Origin of the sequence: Saccharopolyspora thermophila, from assembly GCF_014646075.1 — a bacterium.
Taxonomy (GTDB): Bacteria; Actinomycetota; Actinomycetes; order Mycobacteriales; family Pseudonocardiaceae; genus Saccharopolyspora; species Saccharopolyspora thermophila.
In genome coordinates this window covers 1-14,725 of record NZ_BMMT01000023.1, presented here as the reverse complement: position 1 = coordinate 14,725, position 14,725 = coordinate 1, and the positions used below count along the sequence as shown (strand labels likewise).

The 14,725-nt window shown below is 69.8% G+C and carries 16 protein-coding genes and 1 pseudogene; 13 read left to right on the top strand and 4 right to left on the bottom strand.

The annotated features are described in order from the left end of the window. The first annotated feature begins 7 nt into the window (after nt 1-7). From IEY17_RS23320 to IEY17_RS23305, 4 genes are all read left to right on the top strand, one after another. Nucleotides 8-934, top strand: coding sequence for a F0F1 ATP synthase subunit gamma (locus IEY17_RS23320; protein ID WP_188991314.1), 927 nt, complete (start codon nt 8-10; stop codon nt 932-934). A gap of 1 nt (nt 935) precedes the next feature. Next, nucleotides 936-2,366, top strand: coding sequence for a F0F1 ATP synthase subunit beta (gene atpD, locus IEY17_RS23315; RefSeq protein WP_188991312.1), 1,431 nt, complete (start codon nt 936-938; stop codon nt 2,364-2,366). Nucleotides 2,367-2,529: 163 nt separating this feature from the next. Next, complete coding sequence (locus IEY17_RS23310) at nt 2,530-2,895, top strand: F0F1 ATP synthase subunit epsilon (protein WP_188991310.1); 366 nt, start codon at nt 2,530-2,532, stop codon at nt 2,893-2,895. 12 nt (nt 2,896-2,907) lie between these two features. Then, nucleotides 2,908-3,351, top strand: a complete 444-nt coding sequence (locus IEY17_RS23305; RefSeq protein WP_188991308.1) for a DUF2550 domain-containing protein — start codon at nt 2,908-2,910, stop codon at nt 3,349-3,351. Nucleotides 3,352-3,635: 284 nt separating this feature from the next. Here the strand turns inward: IEY17_RS23305 and IEY17_RS23300 are convergent, their stop codons facing one another. Continuing rightward, nucleotides 3,636-4,535 (bottom strand): LysR family transcriptional regulator, encoded by a 900-nt coding sequence (locus IEY17_RS23300; RefSeq protein WP_188991306.1) that lies wholly within the window; start codon nt 4,533-4,535, stop codon nt 3,636-3,638. A gap of 71 nt (nt 4,536-4,606) precedes the next feature. On the opposite strand from IEY17_RS23300, the gene IEY17_RS23295 reads away from it, so the two are divergent. Together IEY17_RS23295 and IEY17_RS23290 are read left to right on the top strand one after the other, a co-directional pair. Beyond that, complete coding sequence (locus IEY17_RS23295) at nt 4,607-5,083, top strand: GNAT family N-acetyltransferase (protein WP_229680534.1); 477 nt, start codon at nt 4,607-4,609, stop codon at nt 5,081-5,083. A gap of 29 nt (nt 5,084-5,112) precedes the next feature. After that, nucleotides 5,113-5,583 (top strand): GNAT family N-acetyltransferase, encoded by a 471-nt coding sequence (locus tag IEY17_RS23290; RefSeq protein WP_188991304.1) that lies wholly within the window; start codon nt 5,113-5,115, stop codon nt 5,581-5,583. Nucleotides 5,584-5,660: 77 nt separating this feature from the next. Here IEY17_RS23290 and IEY17_RS23285 read toward each other — a convergent pair whose 3' ends face one another. Beyond that, nucleotides 5,661-6,233 carry a cob(I)yrinic acid a,c-diamide adenosyltransferase gene (locus tag IEY17_RS23285; RefSeq protein ID WP_188991302.1) on the bottom strand — a complete coding sequence of 191 codons (573 nt, stop codon included), beginning with the start codon at nt 6,231-6,233 and terminating at the stop codon, nt 5,661-5,663. A gap of 153 nt (nt 6,234-6,386) precedes the next feature. Here IEY17_RS23285 and murA point away from each other — a divergent pair, with 153 nt between their 5' ends. From murA to ehuA, 5 genes are all read left to right on the top strand, one after another. After that, nucleotides 6,387-7,643, top strand: a complete 1,257-nt coding sequence (gene murA / locus IEY17_RS23280) for a UDP-N-acetylglucosamine 1-carboxyvinyltransferase (RefSeq protein WP_188991300.1) — start codon at nt 6,387-6,389, stop codon at nt 7,641-7,643. A 228-nt stretch (nt 7,644-7,871) separates the two neighbouring features. Next, nucleotides 7,872-8,768: an ectoine/hydroxyectoine ABC transporter substrate-binding protein EhuB gene (gene ehuB / locus IEY17_RS23275; RefSeq protein WP_188991298.1), complete on the top strand. Its 897-nt coding sequence runs from the start codon at nt 7,872-7,874 to the stop codon at nt 8,766-8,768. 21 nt (nt 8,769-8,789) lie between these two features. Continuing rightward, nucleotides 8,790-9,497 (top strand): ectoine/hydroxyectoine ABC transporter permease subunit EhuC, encoded by a 708-nt coding sequence (ehuC, locus tag IEY17_RS23270; protein WP_188991296.1) that lies wholly within the window; start codon nt 8,790-8,792, stop codon nt 9,495-9,497. Beyond that, on the top strand, nt 9,498-10,148 hold the full coding sequence (ehuD, locus tag IEY17_RS23265; RefSeq protein WP_188991293.1) for an ectoine/hydroxyectoine ABC transporter permease subunit EhuD: 651 nt from the start codon (nt 9,498-9,500) through the stop codon (nt 10,146-10,148). Nucleotides 10,149-10,164: 16 nt separating this feature from the next. Next, the gene (gene ehuA, locus IEY17_RS23260; RefSeq protein WP_188991412.1) at nt 10,165-10,929 is read left to right on the top strand and encodes an ectoine/hydroxyectoine ABC transporter ATP-binding protein EhuA; all 765 of its coding nucleotides are present in this window, start codon (nt 10,165-10,167) and stop codon (nt 10,927-10,929) included. Between the two features lie 53 nt (nt 10,930-10,982). Here ehuA and IEY17_RS23255 read toward each other — a convergent pair whose 3' ends face one another. Both IEY17_RS23255 and IEY17_RS23250 read right to left on the bottom strand, forming a co-directional pair. Beyond that, entirely contained in the window at nt 10,983-11,519 is a 537-nt protein-coding gene (locus IEY17_RS23255) for an NUDIX domain-containing protein (RefSeq protein WP_188991291.1), read from the bottom strand. A 249-nt stretch (nt 11,520-11,768) separates the two neighbouring features. Further along, the gene (locus IEY17_RS23250) at nt 11,769-13,181 is read right to left on the bottom strand and encodes an amino acid permease (protein WP_229680532.1); all 1,413 of its coding nucleotides are present in this window, start codon (nt 13,179-13,181) and stop codon (nt 11,769-11,771) included. 109 nt (nt 13,182-13,290) lie between these two features. On the opposite strand from IEY17_RS23250, the gene nucS reads away from it, so the two are divergent. Both nucS and IEY17_RS23240 read left to right on the top strand, forming a co-directional pair. Continuing rightward, a complete protein-coding gene (gene nucS / locus IEY17_RS23245) occupies nt 13,291-13,950 on the top strand; it encodes an endonuclease NucS (RefSeq protein WP_188991286.1) in 660 nt (219 codons plus the stop codon). 478 nt (nt 13,951-14,428) lie between these two features. Next, a pseudogene (locus IEY17_RS23240) lies at nt 14,429-14,725 on the top strand (hypothetical protein); the annotation flags it as partial.

The window sequence follows — 14,725 nt, the reverse complement described above, 5'->3', positions numbered from 1 at the left end:
GTAAGCCATGGCTCAACTTCGGGAACTCCGCAACCGCATCCGGTCGATCAAATCGACCCGGAAGATCACCAAGGCGCAGGAGCTGATCGCTACCTCGCGCATCATGAAGGCGCAGGCCAGGGTCGAGGCTTCGCGGCCGTATGCCGACGAGATCACCAGGGTCCTGTCGGCGCTGGCCGACGTGAGCACGTTGGACCATCCGCTGCTGACCGAGCGCACCAACCCGAAGCGCGCCGGGGTGCTGGTCGTCACCAGCGACCGGGGTTTCTGCGGCGGCTACAACGCCAACGTGATCCGGGCCGCCGAGGAGCTGCAGTCGCTGCTGCGCGAGCAGGGCAAGGAGCCGGTGCTGTACGTCATCGGCCGCAAGGGCGAGACGTACTACCGATTCCGGCAGCGCAAGATCGAGGCGAGCTGGAGCGGCTTCAGCGACCGCCCCGACTACGCACACGCCGCCGAGGTCGGTGAAACCCTGGTCAAGGCGTTCCTGGCCGGCGCCGACGACTACCTCGACGACGGGGGGGCGGACGGTAAGCTGGGCGTGGACGAGCTGCACCTGGTGCACACCGAGTTCGTCTCGATGCTCACCCAGCGACCGACGGTTCGGCGGATCGCCCCGCTCGAGGTGGAGTACTCCGAGGAGCCGGTGAAGACGCTCAAGTCCACCTACGAGTTCGAACCGGACGCCGAGACGTTGTTCGCCGCGTTGCTGCCGAAGTACATCAAGACACGCCTGTACGCGGGTCTGCTGGACGCGGCGGCTTCGGAGCACGCGGCACGCCGGACGGCGATGAAGTCGGCGACCGACAACGCCGACGAGCTGATCCGGACTCTCAGCCGCGAGGCCAACCAGGCCCGCCAGGCCCAGATCACCCAGGAAATCAGCGAGATCGTCGGCGGTGTCGAGGCGCTCTCGTCCGCAGGAAGTGAGTGACATGACTGCTGCTACTGCCACCAGCACTGGCACCGGCCGCGTCGTCCGGGTGCTCGGCCCGGTCGTGGACGTCGAGTTCCCGCGCGATCAGGTGCCGGACCTCTTCAACGCCCTCACGGTGGACATCACCGCCGAGGGCATGGCCAAGACGCTGACGCTGGAGGTCGCCCAGCACCTGGGCGACAGCGTCGTGCGGACGATCTCGATGCAGCCCACCCAGGGTCTGGTGCGCGGCGTCGCGGTCACCGACACCGGGGCCGGCATCTCGGTGCCGGTCGGTGATGTCGTCAAGGGCCACGTGTTCAACGCGCTGGGCCACTGCCTGGACGAGCCCGGTTACGCGTCCGACGCCGAGCGGTGGTCGATCCACCGCAAGGCGCCGAGCTTCGACCAGCTCGAGGGCAAGACCGAGATGCTGGAGACCGGCATCAAGGTGATCGACCTGCTGACCCCGTACGTGCAGGGTGGCAAGATCGGTCTGTTCGGCGGTGCCGGTGTCGGCAAGACGGTGCTCATCCAGGAGATGATCCGCCGGGTCGCCAAGAACTTCGGTGGTACCTCGGTGTTCGCCGGTGTCGGCGAGCGCACCCGCGAGGGCAACGACCTGTGGGTGGAGATGGCCGAGTCCGGCGTTCTCGCCGACACCGCGTTGGTGTTCGGCCAGATGGACGAGCCGCCGGGCACCCGTATGCGGGTCGCGCTGTCGGCGCTGACGATGGCGGAGTACTTCCGGGACGTGCAGAACCAGGACGTGCTGCTGTTCATCGACAACATCTTCCGGTTCACCCAGGCCGGCCAGGAGGTGTCGACCCTGCTGGGCCGGATGCCGTCCGCGGTGGGCTACCAGCCGACGCTGGCCGACGAGATGGGTGAGCTGCAGGAGCGGATCACCTCGACCCGGGGTCGTTCGATCACCTCGATGCAGGCGATCTACGTGCCGGCGGACGACTACACCGACCCGGCGCCGGCGACCACGTTCGCCCACCTGGACGCGACCACCGAGCTGTCGCGTGCGATCTCCCAGAAGGGCATCTACCCGGCGGTGGACCCGCTGGCGTCCAGCTCCACCATCCTCGACCCGGCCATCGTCGGCGAGGAGCACTACCGGGTGGCGCAGGAGGTCAAGCGCATCCTGCAGAAGTACAAGGAGCTGCAGGACATCATCGCCATCCTCGGTATGGACGAGCTGTCCGAAGAGGACAAGGTGACGGTGCAGCGGGCGCGGCGCATCGAGCGCTACCTGTCGCAGAACTTCTTCGTGGCCAAGCAGTTCACCGGTCAGGAGGGCTCCTTCGTGCCGCTGAAGGAGACCATCGAGGCGTTCGACAAGCTCTGCAAGGGCGACTTCGACCACTACCCGGAGCAGGCGTTCCTGTCCATCGGTGGTCTGGACGACCTGGAGCAGGCGTACAAGAAGCTCACCGAGAAGTGAGCGGGCGGCCCCGCCCCGGCGGGGTCGACCACACCGGCGACGGGGTCGGGGTCCGCGCGGATCCCGACCCCGCTTGCAAACAGCACTTCCCAGCCCGGCCGGTCACGATCGCCCAGGTGGCGTTGGCTAGACTGCGGGCACACACCCGACAAAGGAGACGCGCGTGGCCAACATGTCCGTCCAACTGGTCGCCGTCGAGCGCCGCCTGTGGTCCGGGGAAGCGACCGCCGTCGTCGCGCAGACCACCGAAGGGGAGATCGGCATCCTGCCGGGGCACGAGCCGCTGCTCGGCGAGCTGGTCGAGGGTGGCGTGGTGCGCATCACCACGTCCGACAAGGAGACCGTCACCGCGGCGGTGCACGGCGGGTTCCTGTCGGTCACCGCAGACGGGGTGAGCGTGTTGGCGGAGTCCGCGGAGCTCGCCCACGAGATCGACGTGGCGCAGGCTCGCGAGGACGCCAAGAGCGCGGACGAACAAGCCCGAGCACGGGCGTTGAGCCGATTGCGAGCAGCCGGCCACTCCGCCTGATCCGGGTCGCACATGGGTTCCCCGGTCGTGTTGGTCGCCGCGGTGTTGGGGCTGCTGTTGGTGGCAGCCCTGGTCATCGGAGCGCTCGCGTGGCGTCGGCTGCGGGAACTGCGTGTGGGCGGCATCGATGTGGCGCTGCGCGCCACCACGGACAGCAGCGGCCGCGGCTGGCACCTCGGGGTGGCGCACTACCGGGGTGAGGAGTTCGCCTGGTACCGGGTGCTGAGCCTGCGGTCCGGGCCGAACTGGGTGATCAACCGCCGGGACGTGGAGATCGCACGTCGGCGGGAGCCGTCGTTGGCCGAGTCCTACGCGATGCCGCCGGGGGCCACGGTGCTCGACCTGACCGGCAGCGGCACGGAGCTGGAGTTGGCGATGGGCACCGACGCGTTGACCGGTTTCCTGTCCTGGCTGGAGTCCGCGCCCCCGGGCCACTCGGTGCCCTGGGCGTCCTGACTCGCACCGCGCACCGGTTCGTCGCGCCTGCCGCGGGCCGCGAGCGGTGCGCTTTTCGTTTTCGGGCCGCGCTTTCTCGACGCGTGTCCGCGTTCTGATTCGCTGAACCATCCTGCTGCTGGTGGGGCGCGACAGGTCCGCGCATGCGCACTGGTGCCGCGTGCGGACGGGAGCCGGTGGAACCTGGGTGGTTGTCGGCTTCCCGCCAGGTGTCGCTGCCCGGTCGTCGGCGGCGGCGCCGGGGTGCTGCTGTCGCGGATGACAGAAAGGTTCCCTTACTCACCTCAGCGGCCCAGGTCGGCGCAGAGGTCGTGGAGGAGGCGCAGGCACACGTCGGTCAGCGGGGCATGGCGGGTGCTGGTGGGCACGGCGGCGTGGATGCGGCGGTGCAGGCCGGTGGCCAGCGGGCGGTGCACCGTGCCGGGCTGGCCGGTGATGGCCAGGAGGGGGATGAACGACACCGCCACCCCGGCGGAGACCACGGCTTCGGCGACGGCGTAGGACTCGAACTCGAACGCCACGGTCGGCGCGAACCCCTCCGCTCGTGCCGCGGCTTCGAGTTGGCGCCGGTTCGGCAGGCTGGCCGGGGCCGCGGCCCACGCGTCGGCGCGGAAGTCGCCGAGCCGCGGCGCGGCGGCTCGGGCCAGCGGGTGATCGCTGGGCAGCACGGCGTGCACCGGGTCGTCGAGGAGGTGCACCAGGCGGACCCCGGGTGGCGAGCCCAGGGGCGCGTCGTACTCGCCGACGAGCGCCAGGTCGAGCTGGTGGGCCGCGACGCGCTCGATGCCTTCGTGCGGCCCGAGGTCAACCACGGACAGTTCGGCGTCGGGGTGCCGGTGCCGTAGGGCGGCGAGGGTGTCGGGCAGCAGGGCAAGGCCGGCGGTGGGGAACGCGCCGAGGCGGAGCCGGTTGCGGTGTTCGCCGCGGAAGCGCTCGGCGTCGTCGGTGGCGTCGCGCACCGCGGCGGCGATGCGCGCGGCCTGTTCGGCCAGCCGGATGCCGAGTGGGGTCAGCCGGACGCCGTTGGCGTGGCGGTCGACGAGTTGCGCGCCGACGTCGTTCTCCAGCCGTGCCAGCTGCTGCGACACGGCGGGCGGGGTGCGGCCGAGTTGTTCGGCGGCGCGCGTCACGCTGCCCTGCTGGTGCAGGGCGAGCAGCACGAGCAGGCGGGACGGGTCCAGCATGAAGGTTGACTTTACGCGTCCTTCGGTTGCGTAACTGGAAGTGAAGGGGCCTGGTCGCGAGACTGGACGGCGTGACCAAGCAGGCCAGTTTCACGATCGAACCGGAACCCGTCGACAGCCCGGACGCCCAGCGTGCGCTGGCCCGGTATGTGGCGGAGCTGGACCGCCGCTTCCCGGGCGGGTTCGACACCAGCCGTGCCGCCCCACCGGCCAGGCACGACTTCGCCCCACCGGCCGGGGCGTTCCTGGTGGTGCGGGTGGAGGAGCAGGTCCTCGGTTGTGGTGCGCTGCGCACCGAGCCGGGCGGCGTGGGGGAGATCCGGCGCATGTGGATCGCGCCCGAGTTGCGCGGCAGGGGAGCCGGGCGAGCCCTGCTCGCGGCTCTCGAGGACCAGGCGCGCCGGCTCGGCTGCGACCGGGTGCGGCTGGACACCGCGGCCGAGCTCGTGGAGGCCCGCCGACTCTACGAGTCCGCCGGCTACCGGCAGATCCCGGCCTACAACAACAACGCATACGCCCAGTTCTGGTACGAGAAAAGTCTGGACTGAGGATGCGGCTCGCGAACTAGTCTGCGCTCGTGCGCATCGTGATCGTCGGCTACGACCACCCCGACGCCCAGCAGTTGATCGGAGCCCTCCAACAGGAGTACGTCGCCCGCTACGGCGAGGAGGACCTGACGCCGGTGCACCCCGTCGAGTTCGCGCCGCCGAACGGGCTGTTCCTGCTCGGCTACCGGGGCGGACGCGCGGTGGCGTCCGGCGGGTGGCGGCGGCACGACGACGCCGAGCTGGGCTTCCGGGACGGTGACGCCGAGATCAAGCGCATGTACATCGTGCCGGAGGCCCGCGGCAACGGGCTGGCGCGGCAGATGCTCGTGGAGTTGGAGCGGACTGCCGCGCTGGCCGGCTGCAGGCGCCTGGTGCTGGAGACCGGAATCCGCCAGCCCGAGGCCATCGGCCTCTACGAGTCGTCTGGGTACGTCGAGACCGAGAAGTTCGGCGTGTACCGCGACGACCCGCTGAGCCGGTGCTTCGCCAAGGAGCTCTAGCCCCACGGTGTGGCGGCAGTGCTGGTTGCCGGGAGTTCGGGTGCGGGGATGCCGGGCGTCGCGTGCTCCGCGAGGAACTAGGCGTTGCCGCCCGGCTTCCACAGCACGTCGCCGTCTGGGTTGGCGACCCGGGCAAGGATGAACAGCAGGTCCGACAGCCGGTTCAGGTACTTGGCGGGCAGGGTCGAGGTGCGGTCGCCGTCGGCCGCCACGAGCGCCCATGCGGAGCGCTCGGCCCGCCGGGCCACGCACCTGGCCTGGTGCAGCAGCGCGCCGCCGGGGGTGCCGCCGGGCAGGATGAACGAGTCGAGCTTGCCCAGCCGCGCGTTGAACTCGTCGCACCAGCCTTCGAGCCGGTCGACGTAGGACTGGGTGACACGCAGCGGCGGATACTTCGGGTTCTCCACCACGGGGGTGGACAGGTCCGCGCCCACGTCGAACAAATCGTTCTGCACCGCCCGCAGCACCGTCACCACGTCGTCACCGAGTCGCGCGGTGGCCAGGGCCACCCCGATCACCGAGTTGGTCTCGTCCACGTCGGCGTAGGCGATCAGCCGCGGATCGGTCTTGTGCACCACGGAGTTGTCCGACAGGCGCGTCGTGCCCGCGTCGCCGGCCCGCGTGTAGATCTTCGTCAGGTGGACAGCCATGCCGACAGCCTAGGCGCGGCGCCGTGGTGAGCAAGGGAACCTTCCTGTCGCAGGTGACAGGAAAGTTCCCATGCTCGCGCCGGCGCACCCGCTCCGAGGGGCGTGCGCACCCGCTCCGAGAGCGGTGGGGCTCGGGCCGTAACCTCGATGCTCGTGAGTGAGCACTTCCGGGTACACGGCGGAGCGCGCCTCGTCGGCGAGGTCGACGTGGTGGGGGCGAAGAACAGCGTGCTGAAGCTGATGGCTGCGGCTCTGCTGGCGGAGGGCACGACGACGATCGTCAACTGCCCGGAGATCCTGGACGTTCCGCTGATGGCCGACGTGCTGCGCAGCCTGGGCTGCGAGGTGGAGATCCACGGCGGCACGGTGCGCATCACGACTCCGGCGGTGATCAGCCACGAGGCGGTGTCGCCGTCGATGGGCAAGCTGCGTGCGTCGGTGTGCGTGCTGGGGCCGCTGGTGGCGCGGTGCCGCCGCGCGGTGGTGACGTTGCCGGGTGGGGACGCGATCGGCTCGCGCCCGCTGGACATGCACCAGAGCGGCCTGCGGCAGCTCGGCGCGACCAGCCACATCGAGCACGGCGCGGTGGTGGCCGAGGCGGAGAACCTGCGCGGCGCGCAGATCTGGCTGGACTTCCCGAGCGTGGGGGCGACGGAGAACATCCTGATGGCCGCGGTGCTGGCGGAGGGCACCACGGTGATCGACAACGCGGCCCGTGAGCCGGAGATTGTCGACCTGTGCGTGATGCTGCAGCAGATGGGCGCCAAGATCGAGGGTGCGGGCACGTCGACGTTGACCGTGCACGGGGTGTCGTCCCTGCGGGCTGTGGAGCACCGGGTGATCGGGGACCGCATCGTGGGTGCCACGTGGGCGTTTGCCGCGGCGGCGACGCGGGGCGACATCGAGGTACGCGGGGTGGATCCGCGGCACGTGAACCTGGTGCTGGAGAAGCTGCGCAGCGCCGGCGCCGAGGTGACCACCGGCGAGGAGAGCTTCCGGGTGGTGATGCGGGGCCGTCCGCAGGCGGTCGACTTCGTGACGTTGCCCTACCCGGGGTTCCCGACCGACCTGCAGCCGATGGCGCTGGCGTTGTCGGCGGTGGCCGACGGCACGTCGATGATCACCGAGAATCTCTTCGAGTCCCGCTTCCGGTTCATCGAGGAGCTGGTGCGGATGGGGGCGGACGCGCGCACCGACGGGCATCATGCGGTGGTGCGCGGTCTGGACAAGCTGTCCAGCGCCCCGGTGTGGGCCACCGACATCCGGGCGGGTGTGGGCCTGGTGCTGGCCGGCCTGTGCGCGGACGGGGTGACGGAGGTGTGGGACGTGTTCCACATCGACCGCGGCTACCCGAACTTCGTGGAGAACCTCCGCAGTCTCGGCGCGGACATCGAACGCGTCACCGACTGAACCCACTACTGTCACTCGATCGAGTGATGAGTGCAGGGTGCCGTCCGGCCGAGTTGCGTGGTCGGAGGCGCCTTGTGTTGCGCCTGGACGTGCGGAAAACACCCCGATTCGGGGTGGGAACTGGTGAATCCCGGCCGAGAACGCCGCCGCACCTGGTCATGCGCGTCACATGGTTGGGGTCGACCATGGACGAGGACTTTGCTCCGCGTGGTGAAGGGGCGATCCTCAATGGCGAGCACGGCGTGGACGCGACGGGACTTTCTGCGGGGCACCGGTGCCGTGGTCCTCGGAGGTGGGGTGCTCACCGGCTGCACCCCCACCGGTGGCCGGGACGCGGGAGGCGACCCGCTGCAGGCGGCGCGCAGTTCGGGAACGATCCAGGCCGGTATCGCCGGTGAGGCGCCCTACGGCTTCACCGACCAGACCGGCCGGGTCACCGGCGAAGCACCCGAGGTGGCGCGCGCGGTGTTCCGGAACCTGGGGGTCAACGAGGTGCAGGCCACCCAGGTCGACTTCAACCAGCTCATCCCCGCGCTGAACGCGGGTAAATTCGCGGTCGTCGCAGCGGGCATGTTCATCACGCCCGAGCGCTGCCGCAACGCCGCCTTCTCCATCCCCGACTACATCGCGCCCACGGCGTTCCTGGTGCCCAGCGGCAATCCCGAGGGTGTCACGCGGTTCGAGGACGTCACGCGCAAGAACCTGCGGGTGGCGGTGCTCAGCGGCGCGGTGGAGAAGAACTACGCGCTCCGCCTGGGGGTGCCGGAGTCCCAGGTGCAGGTCTTCGACACGCAGAACGCGCTGCTGCAGGCGGTCACCGACCGGCGCGTCTACTGCGCGGCGCTGACCAACATCTCGCTCAACGACCTGGTCCGCAAGAACCCGGGCGCGCCGGTCGAGGTGACCCAGGGCTTCACCCCGATGATCGACGGCAGAGCGGAGATCCAGGCGGGCGCGTTCGTGTTCCGGTCGGGTGACACGACGTTGCGCGACGCCTTCAACACGGAGCTGGCCAAGCTGCACGGCAGCGGCGAATGGCTCCGCATCACCGAGCCGTTCGGCTTCACCCGCGACAACCTGCCGCCGGCCGATGTCACCACGGACCGGCTGTGCGCCGGTGCCTGACCGCGGGCAGCGGGAGGCGCCATGTTCGAGAACGTCTCGCACTTCCTGGTGGTCCTGCTGCAGGGCGTGCCCGCGACCGTGCTCGCCACCGCGGGCGGTATCGCGCTGTGCCTGGTGCTGTCGTTCGCCGCGGGGCTGGGCATGCTCGCGCCGTGGCGGTGGGTGCGGGTGGTCGCGCGGATCTACGTGGAGGTGTGGCGCGGCACGTCCGAGGTCGTCCAGCTGTTCTGGATTTTCTTCGCGCTGCCGCTGCTGGTGGGTTTCGAGCTGCTGCCGCTGTGGGCGGGGGTCCTCGTCCTCGGGCTGAACCACGGGGCCTACGGCGGGGAGATCGTGCGCGGGGCGGTCCAGTCAGTGCCGCGGGAGCAGTACGAGTGCGCGGTGGCGTTGAGCTTCAGCCGCGTGCAACGCCTGTGGCGGGTGGTGCTGCCACAGGCCGTGGTGGAGATGATCCCCCCGTTCAACAACCTGTTCATCCAGTTGCTGAAGAGCAGCGCGCTGCTGTCGCTGATCTTCGTGCACGACATCACCTACCAGGGCCGGGACGTGCTGGAACCGAACTTCAGTGGCCAGACGGCGTTGATCTATCTGCTGATGCTGGCGCTGTACCTGGTGCTGTCGCTGCTGATCACGGCGGTGATGCGGGTGTGGGAGCGGCGGGCCGCGGCGGCGGTGGGGCGACGCCCGGTGGAACCGGAGCGGGTGCTCGGCCAGGGTGGGGCGGTCTAGATGATCTGGGACTGGGAGTTCACCGGCCGGATCATCCCGGACATCCTGCGTGGCCTCCTGGTGACCTTCGAGGCGACCGTGCTCGGGTCGGCCGTGGCGTTCGCGCTGGGGCTCGTGCTGGCGCTGCTGCGCCGCTCCCGGATCCGCGCGGTCAGCCTCGCCACGTGGGTGTTCATCGAGGTGGTGCGCAGCACGCCGCTGCTGGTGCAGCTGTACTTCCTGTACAACGTGCTGCCCGACATCGGGGTGCGGTTCTCGTCGCTGACCACGGGTGTGATCGGTCTGGGCGTGCACTACGCCTGCTACACCGCCGAGGTGTACCGGGCCGGCATCGACGGCGTGCCGCGCGGCCAGTGGGAGGCGGCCACAGCGTTGAGCCTGCCGACCCACCGGGTGTGGACGGGCGTGGTGCTGCCGCAGGCCATCCCGCGGGTGCTGCCCGCGCTGGGCAACTACACCATCTCGATGTTCAAGGAGACGCCGCTGCTGCTGGCGATCGGGGTGCTCGACCTGGTGGGGGCGGCGCAGGAAGCCGGGTCGGACGCCTACCGCTACGTCGAGCCGTTGACGCTGGCGGGCCTGTTCTTCCTGCTGCTGAGCTACCCGTCGTCGCTGCTGGTGCGGAGGTTGGAGCGTCGTGTCGGCATCTGAATCCGGAACCAGCGACATGATCCGGTTCGACCGGGTGGTCAAGCGGTTCGGCGACAACGTGGTCCTCGACGAACTGGACTTCGCGGTGCGCCCGGGGCAGCGGGTGACGCTGATCGGGCCCAGCGGCTCGGGCAAGACCACGATCCTGCGGCTGCTGATGACGTTGGAGCGCGTCAACAGCGGCACCATTTTCGTCGGCGGCGAATGCCTCACGCACGTGCGGCGCGGCGACCAGCTGGTGCCCGCCGACGAGAAGCACCTGCGCCGCATGCGGCGGCGGATCGGCATGGTGTTCCAGCAGTTCAACCTGTTTCCGAACATGCGGGTGCTGCGCAACGTGACCGAGGCGCCCATCCACGTGCTGGGGCGGTCCGCGCAGGACGCACAGCGGCAGGCGCGGGAGCTGCTGGAGATGGTGGGGCTCGGCGACAAGCTCGACGCCTACCCGTCGGAGCTGTCCGGGGGCCAGCAGCAGCGGGTGGCGATCGCCCGGGCGCTGGCCATGAGCCCCGACGTGCTGCTGCTTGACGAGATCACCTCAGCGCTGGATCCGGAGCTGGCGGCGGAGGTCCTGGACGTGCTGCGGGACCTGGCCCGCACCACCGACATCACGATGCTGTGCGTCACGCACGCGATGAAGTTCGCCCGTGACGTCTCCGACCGGGTGCTGATGTTCGACCGCGGCAAGATCATCGAGGACAAGCCGCCGGACGAGCTGTTCGAGGCTCCCGAGCACGAGCGGACCCGGAAGTTCCTGCGCTCGATCCTGGAGGAGACCTGAGCGCCGGTGACGGCGGCGGAGCGGGTCGGGCTGACCTGCTCCGGCGGCGGGACCTAGGACTGCTGGCGCTCGTGCAGCAGAAGCAGGGTGTAGGCGGCGATCGACTGGGCGTCGGTGATCTCGGCCGAGGCGACCATCTTCTCGAACTCGGCGCGGGTGAACCACGCCGCGCGCATGTCCTGCTCCTCGAGTTCCCGGTCGTGCTCGCCCTGGGTGAGGCCGGTGGCCAGGAACACCCGGCCGCGCTGGCTGGACAGGCCCGGCGCCACGTCGAGCGTGCCGAGTTCAACCAGCTCCGCGGCCCGTAACCCGGTTTCCTCGCGCAGTTCCCGGGCGGCCAGTTCGGTCGCCTCCATGTCGAGCCGGTCCGGCGCGGTGCCCTGCGGGAACTCCCAGCGCCGCAACCCGAGCGGGTAGCGGAACTGTTCAACGAGGTGCAGCCGGTCGCCATCGAGCGGGATCACCAGCGCGTAGTCGGGTTTGTCCACCACGCCGTAGATGCCTTCGGACCCGTCGGCCCGGCGAACGCCGTCCTCCCGGACGGTCATCCACGGATTCGTGTACACCGCGCGGCTGCTGATCTGCTTCATGCGGCCATGGTGCCGGAAACGGGTTTGCTCCGCCGGTGCACGGCGTTCGCCCCGCAGCGCGACCCGAACCGGTGAGCGCCGTGATCACGGGGCAGCACCACGTCCACTCCGGACGATTCCCGCCGTCGACCCCGTCACGACCGCACCTCACAGCACCGAACCAGGCCGTCCACACAGGATGCGGTGCGCGGAGCAAGGGAACTTTCCTGTCACTTCGGGCGCGCAGCGGTACCGGACGCTCCCCTGCCGTCAGTCGGCGGCTTCGACCACGGTGCGATTGAGCTTCGAACGGCGGCGGCCGTAGCCGAAGTACACCGCCAACCCCACCGCCGTCCAGAGCGCGAAGGTCAGCCAGGTGACCGCATCCAGCCCGAAGATCAGGTAGACGCACAGCGCCAGCCCCAGCAGCGGAACCCACGGCATCAGCGGGGTACGGAAACTGCGCGGCAGCTCCGGCCGCGTCCGCCGCAACACCAGCACACCGATGTTCACCAGCCCGAACGCCACCAGGGTGCCGATGCTGGTGGCCTCCGCCAGCTGGTTCAGCGGCACCACCGCCGCCAGCACGGCCACGACGGCACCGACCACCACCGTGTTGCCGGCGGGCACCGCGCGGCCATTCACCTTCGACAGCATTCCCGGCAGCAGCCCGTCGCGGGACATTGACACCAGGATGCGGGTCTGCCCGTACAGCACGATCAGCACCACCGAGGCGATGGCGAGCACCGCGCCGAACGCCAGCACCACCGACGGCCAGCCCTGACCGGTCACCACCCGCAGGGCGGTGGCCAGCGAGGCGTCGGACTCGCCGAGCACACCGACACCGACCGCACCGACCGCCGCGAACGCGACCAGCACGTAGATGGCGGTGACGATCGCCAGCGACAGGATGATCGCCCGCGGCAGGTCCCGGGCCGGGTCGCGGGCCTCCTCACCGGCCGTGGACGCCGCGTCGAACCCGATGAACGAGAAGAACACCGCCGAGGCACCCGCCGAGATGCCCGCGATTCCGGCCGGGGCGAACGGCGTCATGTTCGCCGAACGGAACGCGGTGATCGCCACGGCGACGAAGAACACCAGCACCGCGATCTTCAGCAGCGTGGTGATGGTGGTCGCCCGCGCGCTCTCCCGCACGCCCATCAGCAGCACGGCCGTCGCGAGCAGCACGACCAGCGCCGCCGGGACGTTCACCACACCGCCGTCGCCGGGCGGTGCCGCGAACGCATCGGGAATGGTCAGGCCCACCGTGCCCCGCAGAAACTCATTGAGATAGCCGCCCCAGCCGACCGCGACCGCGGCCACCGACACCCCGTACTCCAGCAGCAGGCACCAACCGCAGATCCAGGCGACCAGCTCGCCGAGCGTGGCGTAGGCATACGAGTAGGCGGAACCGGACACCGGCACGCTGCCCGCCAGTTCGGCGTACGACAGCGCCGAGCACAGGGCGGCCAGCCCGGCCAGCACGAACGAGACGACCACGGCGGGCCCGGCGGCGGGTGCGGCCTCGGCCAGCACCACGAAGATTCCGGTGCCGAGCGTCGCGCCGACCGACAGCGCCACCAGCGGCACGAGCCCGAGGGTTCGGCGCAGCGGGGTGTGCGATCCGTCTTCGGCGAGTTGCTCGGCGGGTTTGACGCGGAGCAGGGATCGGGCGAAGGACACGAGGCGTAACCGTATCTCGGCCAGTGGGACACCGAGGTGGCCCCTGCCCGAACCGCGGAGTGCGGCGGGGGTGCTCGACATCCGGATCGACGTCCGTACGCTGTGCCGGGTGCGACTCGTCATTGCTCGCTGCCAGGTGGACTACGTCGGCCGGCTCACTGCGCACCTGCCCATGGCGCAGCGTCTGCTGCTGGTCAAGGCCGACGGTTCGGTGTCGGTGCATTCCGACGACCGGGCCTACAAGCCGTTGAACTGGATGAGCCCGCCGTGCTGGTTGATCGAGGACCCCGGCGTGTGGACCGTCCAGAACAAGGCCGGGGAGAAGCTGGTCATCACCATCGAGGAGATCCTGCACGACTCCAAACACGAGCTGGGTGTGGAACCGGGTCTGGTCAAGGACGGCGTCGAGGCACACCTGCAGGAACTGCTCGCCGAGCACGTCACGACCCTCGGCGAGGGCTGGTCGCTGGTGCGTCGCGAGTACCCGACCGCCATCGGGCCGGTGGATCTGATGTGCCGCGACGAGTCCGGGGCCAGCGTGGCTGTGGAGATCAAGCGGCGCGGTGAGATCGACGGGGTGGAGCAGCTGACCCGCTACCTGGAGCTGCTCAACCGGGACCCGCTGCTGGCGCCGGTCCGCGGCGTGTTCGCGGCCCAGCAGATCAAGCCGCAGGCCCGCACTCTCGCCGAGGACCGCGGCATCCGCTGCGTGATCCTGGACTACGACAAGCTGCGCGGCATCGAACCGGACGAGTACCGCCTGTTCTGAGCCGGAACGCCGTACCCGCACACAAGGGAACCTTCCTGCCGCCGAGGTGGCAGAAAGGTTCCCTTGCCGCTTTCCGGGCTGCCCGCGGATGACAGGAAAATTCCCTTGCTCCCTGCCGGGCAGACGAGCACCGTCCCGGGCCGTGCTGCGCGGAAGTGACAGGGAAGTTCCCTTGCTGCAGTCCTGTTGAGCCGGGGTGGCAGGAAAGTTCCCTTGCTCCGGGCAGGCCGTTCCCGCGGCGTGTCGTCGGTCAGGTGATCCGCTCCGGCGGTACTCGCCGCCTTCGGGGGCGCGAGGTAGGCGAGCAGGCTGGCGCTCTCGTCCGGTTCGACCAGGCGCCGGGGCGGACGCCGCGCGTTCCGTCGGGCACGTGTTGACCAGCGGGAACCCGCGAACCGCCCTAGGGTCGGGAGCCAACGAATTGATATCGGCCCGAGGTGACCCCACCGGCTGTGCGGTACTGTCCGACTGCGAGCGTATGTGGTGGTTGTCGTTCGACTTTGTTGGGTCTGGAGGTGGGGTGGCAGTGCAGCTAGCCCAGGGTCAGCTTCTTGATGCCAATGCCGTGGATTACGGGTTGTTGGCGTTGTACTTCGTTTTCGTGCTGGGGATTGGGTATCTGGCCGCGGCGGGCGGTTTCCACCAGTCTGGACTTTTTCTTGTCGGGGCGGGCGTTGCCGGCGTGGGTGACGGGGTTGGCGTTCATCTCGGCGAATCTGGGTGCGATCGAGATTATCGGCATGTCCGCCAACGGTGCGGAGTACGGGATGCCGAC

Coding starts and splice junctions, on each gene's coding strand:
- IEY17_RS23320 (WP_188991314.1), top strand. CDS start 8: ATGGCTCAACTTCGGGAACTCCGCAACCGCATCCGGTCGATCAAATCG.
- atpD (WP_188991312.1), top strand. CDS start 936: ATGACTGCTGCTACTGCCACCAGCACTGGCACCGGCCGCGTCGTCCGG.
- IEY17_RS23305 (WP_188991308.1), top strand. CDS start 2,908: ATGGGTTCCCCGGTCGTGTTGGTCGCCGCGGTGTTGGGGCTGCTGTTG.
- IEY17_RS23300 (WP_188991306.1), bottom strand. CDS start 4,535: ATGCTGGACCCGTCCCGCCTGCTCGTGCTGCTCGCCCTGCACCAGCAG.
- IEY17_RS23285 (WP_188991302.1), bottom strand. CDS start 6,233: ATGGCTGTCCACCTGACGAAGATCTACACGCGGGCCGGCGACGCGGGC.
- ehuB (WP_188991298.1), top strand. CDS start 7,872: ATGGCGAGCACGGCGTGGACGCGACGGGACTTTCTGCGGGGCACCGGT.
- ehuC (WP_188991296.1), top strand. CDS start 8,790: ATGTTCGAGAACGTCTCGCACTTCCTGGTGGTCCTGCTGCAGGGCGTG.
- ehuD (WP_188991293.1), top strand. CDS start 9,498: ATGATCTGGGACTGGGAGTTCACCGGCCGGATCATCCCGGACATCCTG.
- ehuA (WP_188991412.1), top strand. CDS start 10,165: ATGATCCGGTTCGACCGGGTGGTCAAGCGGTTCGGCGACAACGTGGTC.
- IEY17_RS23255 (WP_188991291.1), bottom strand. CDS start 11,519: ATGAAGCAGATCAGCAGCCGCGCGGTGTACACGAATCCGTGGATGACC.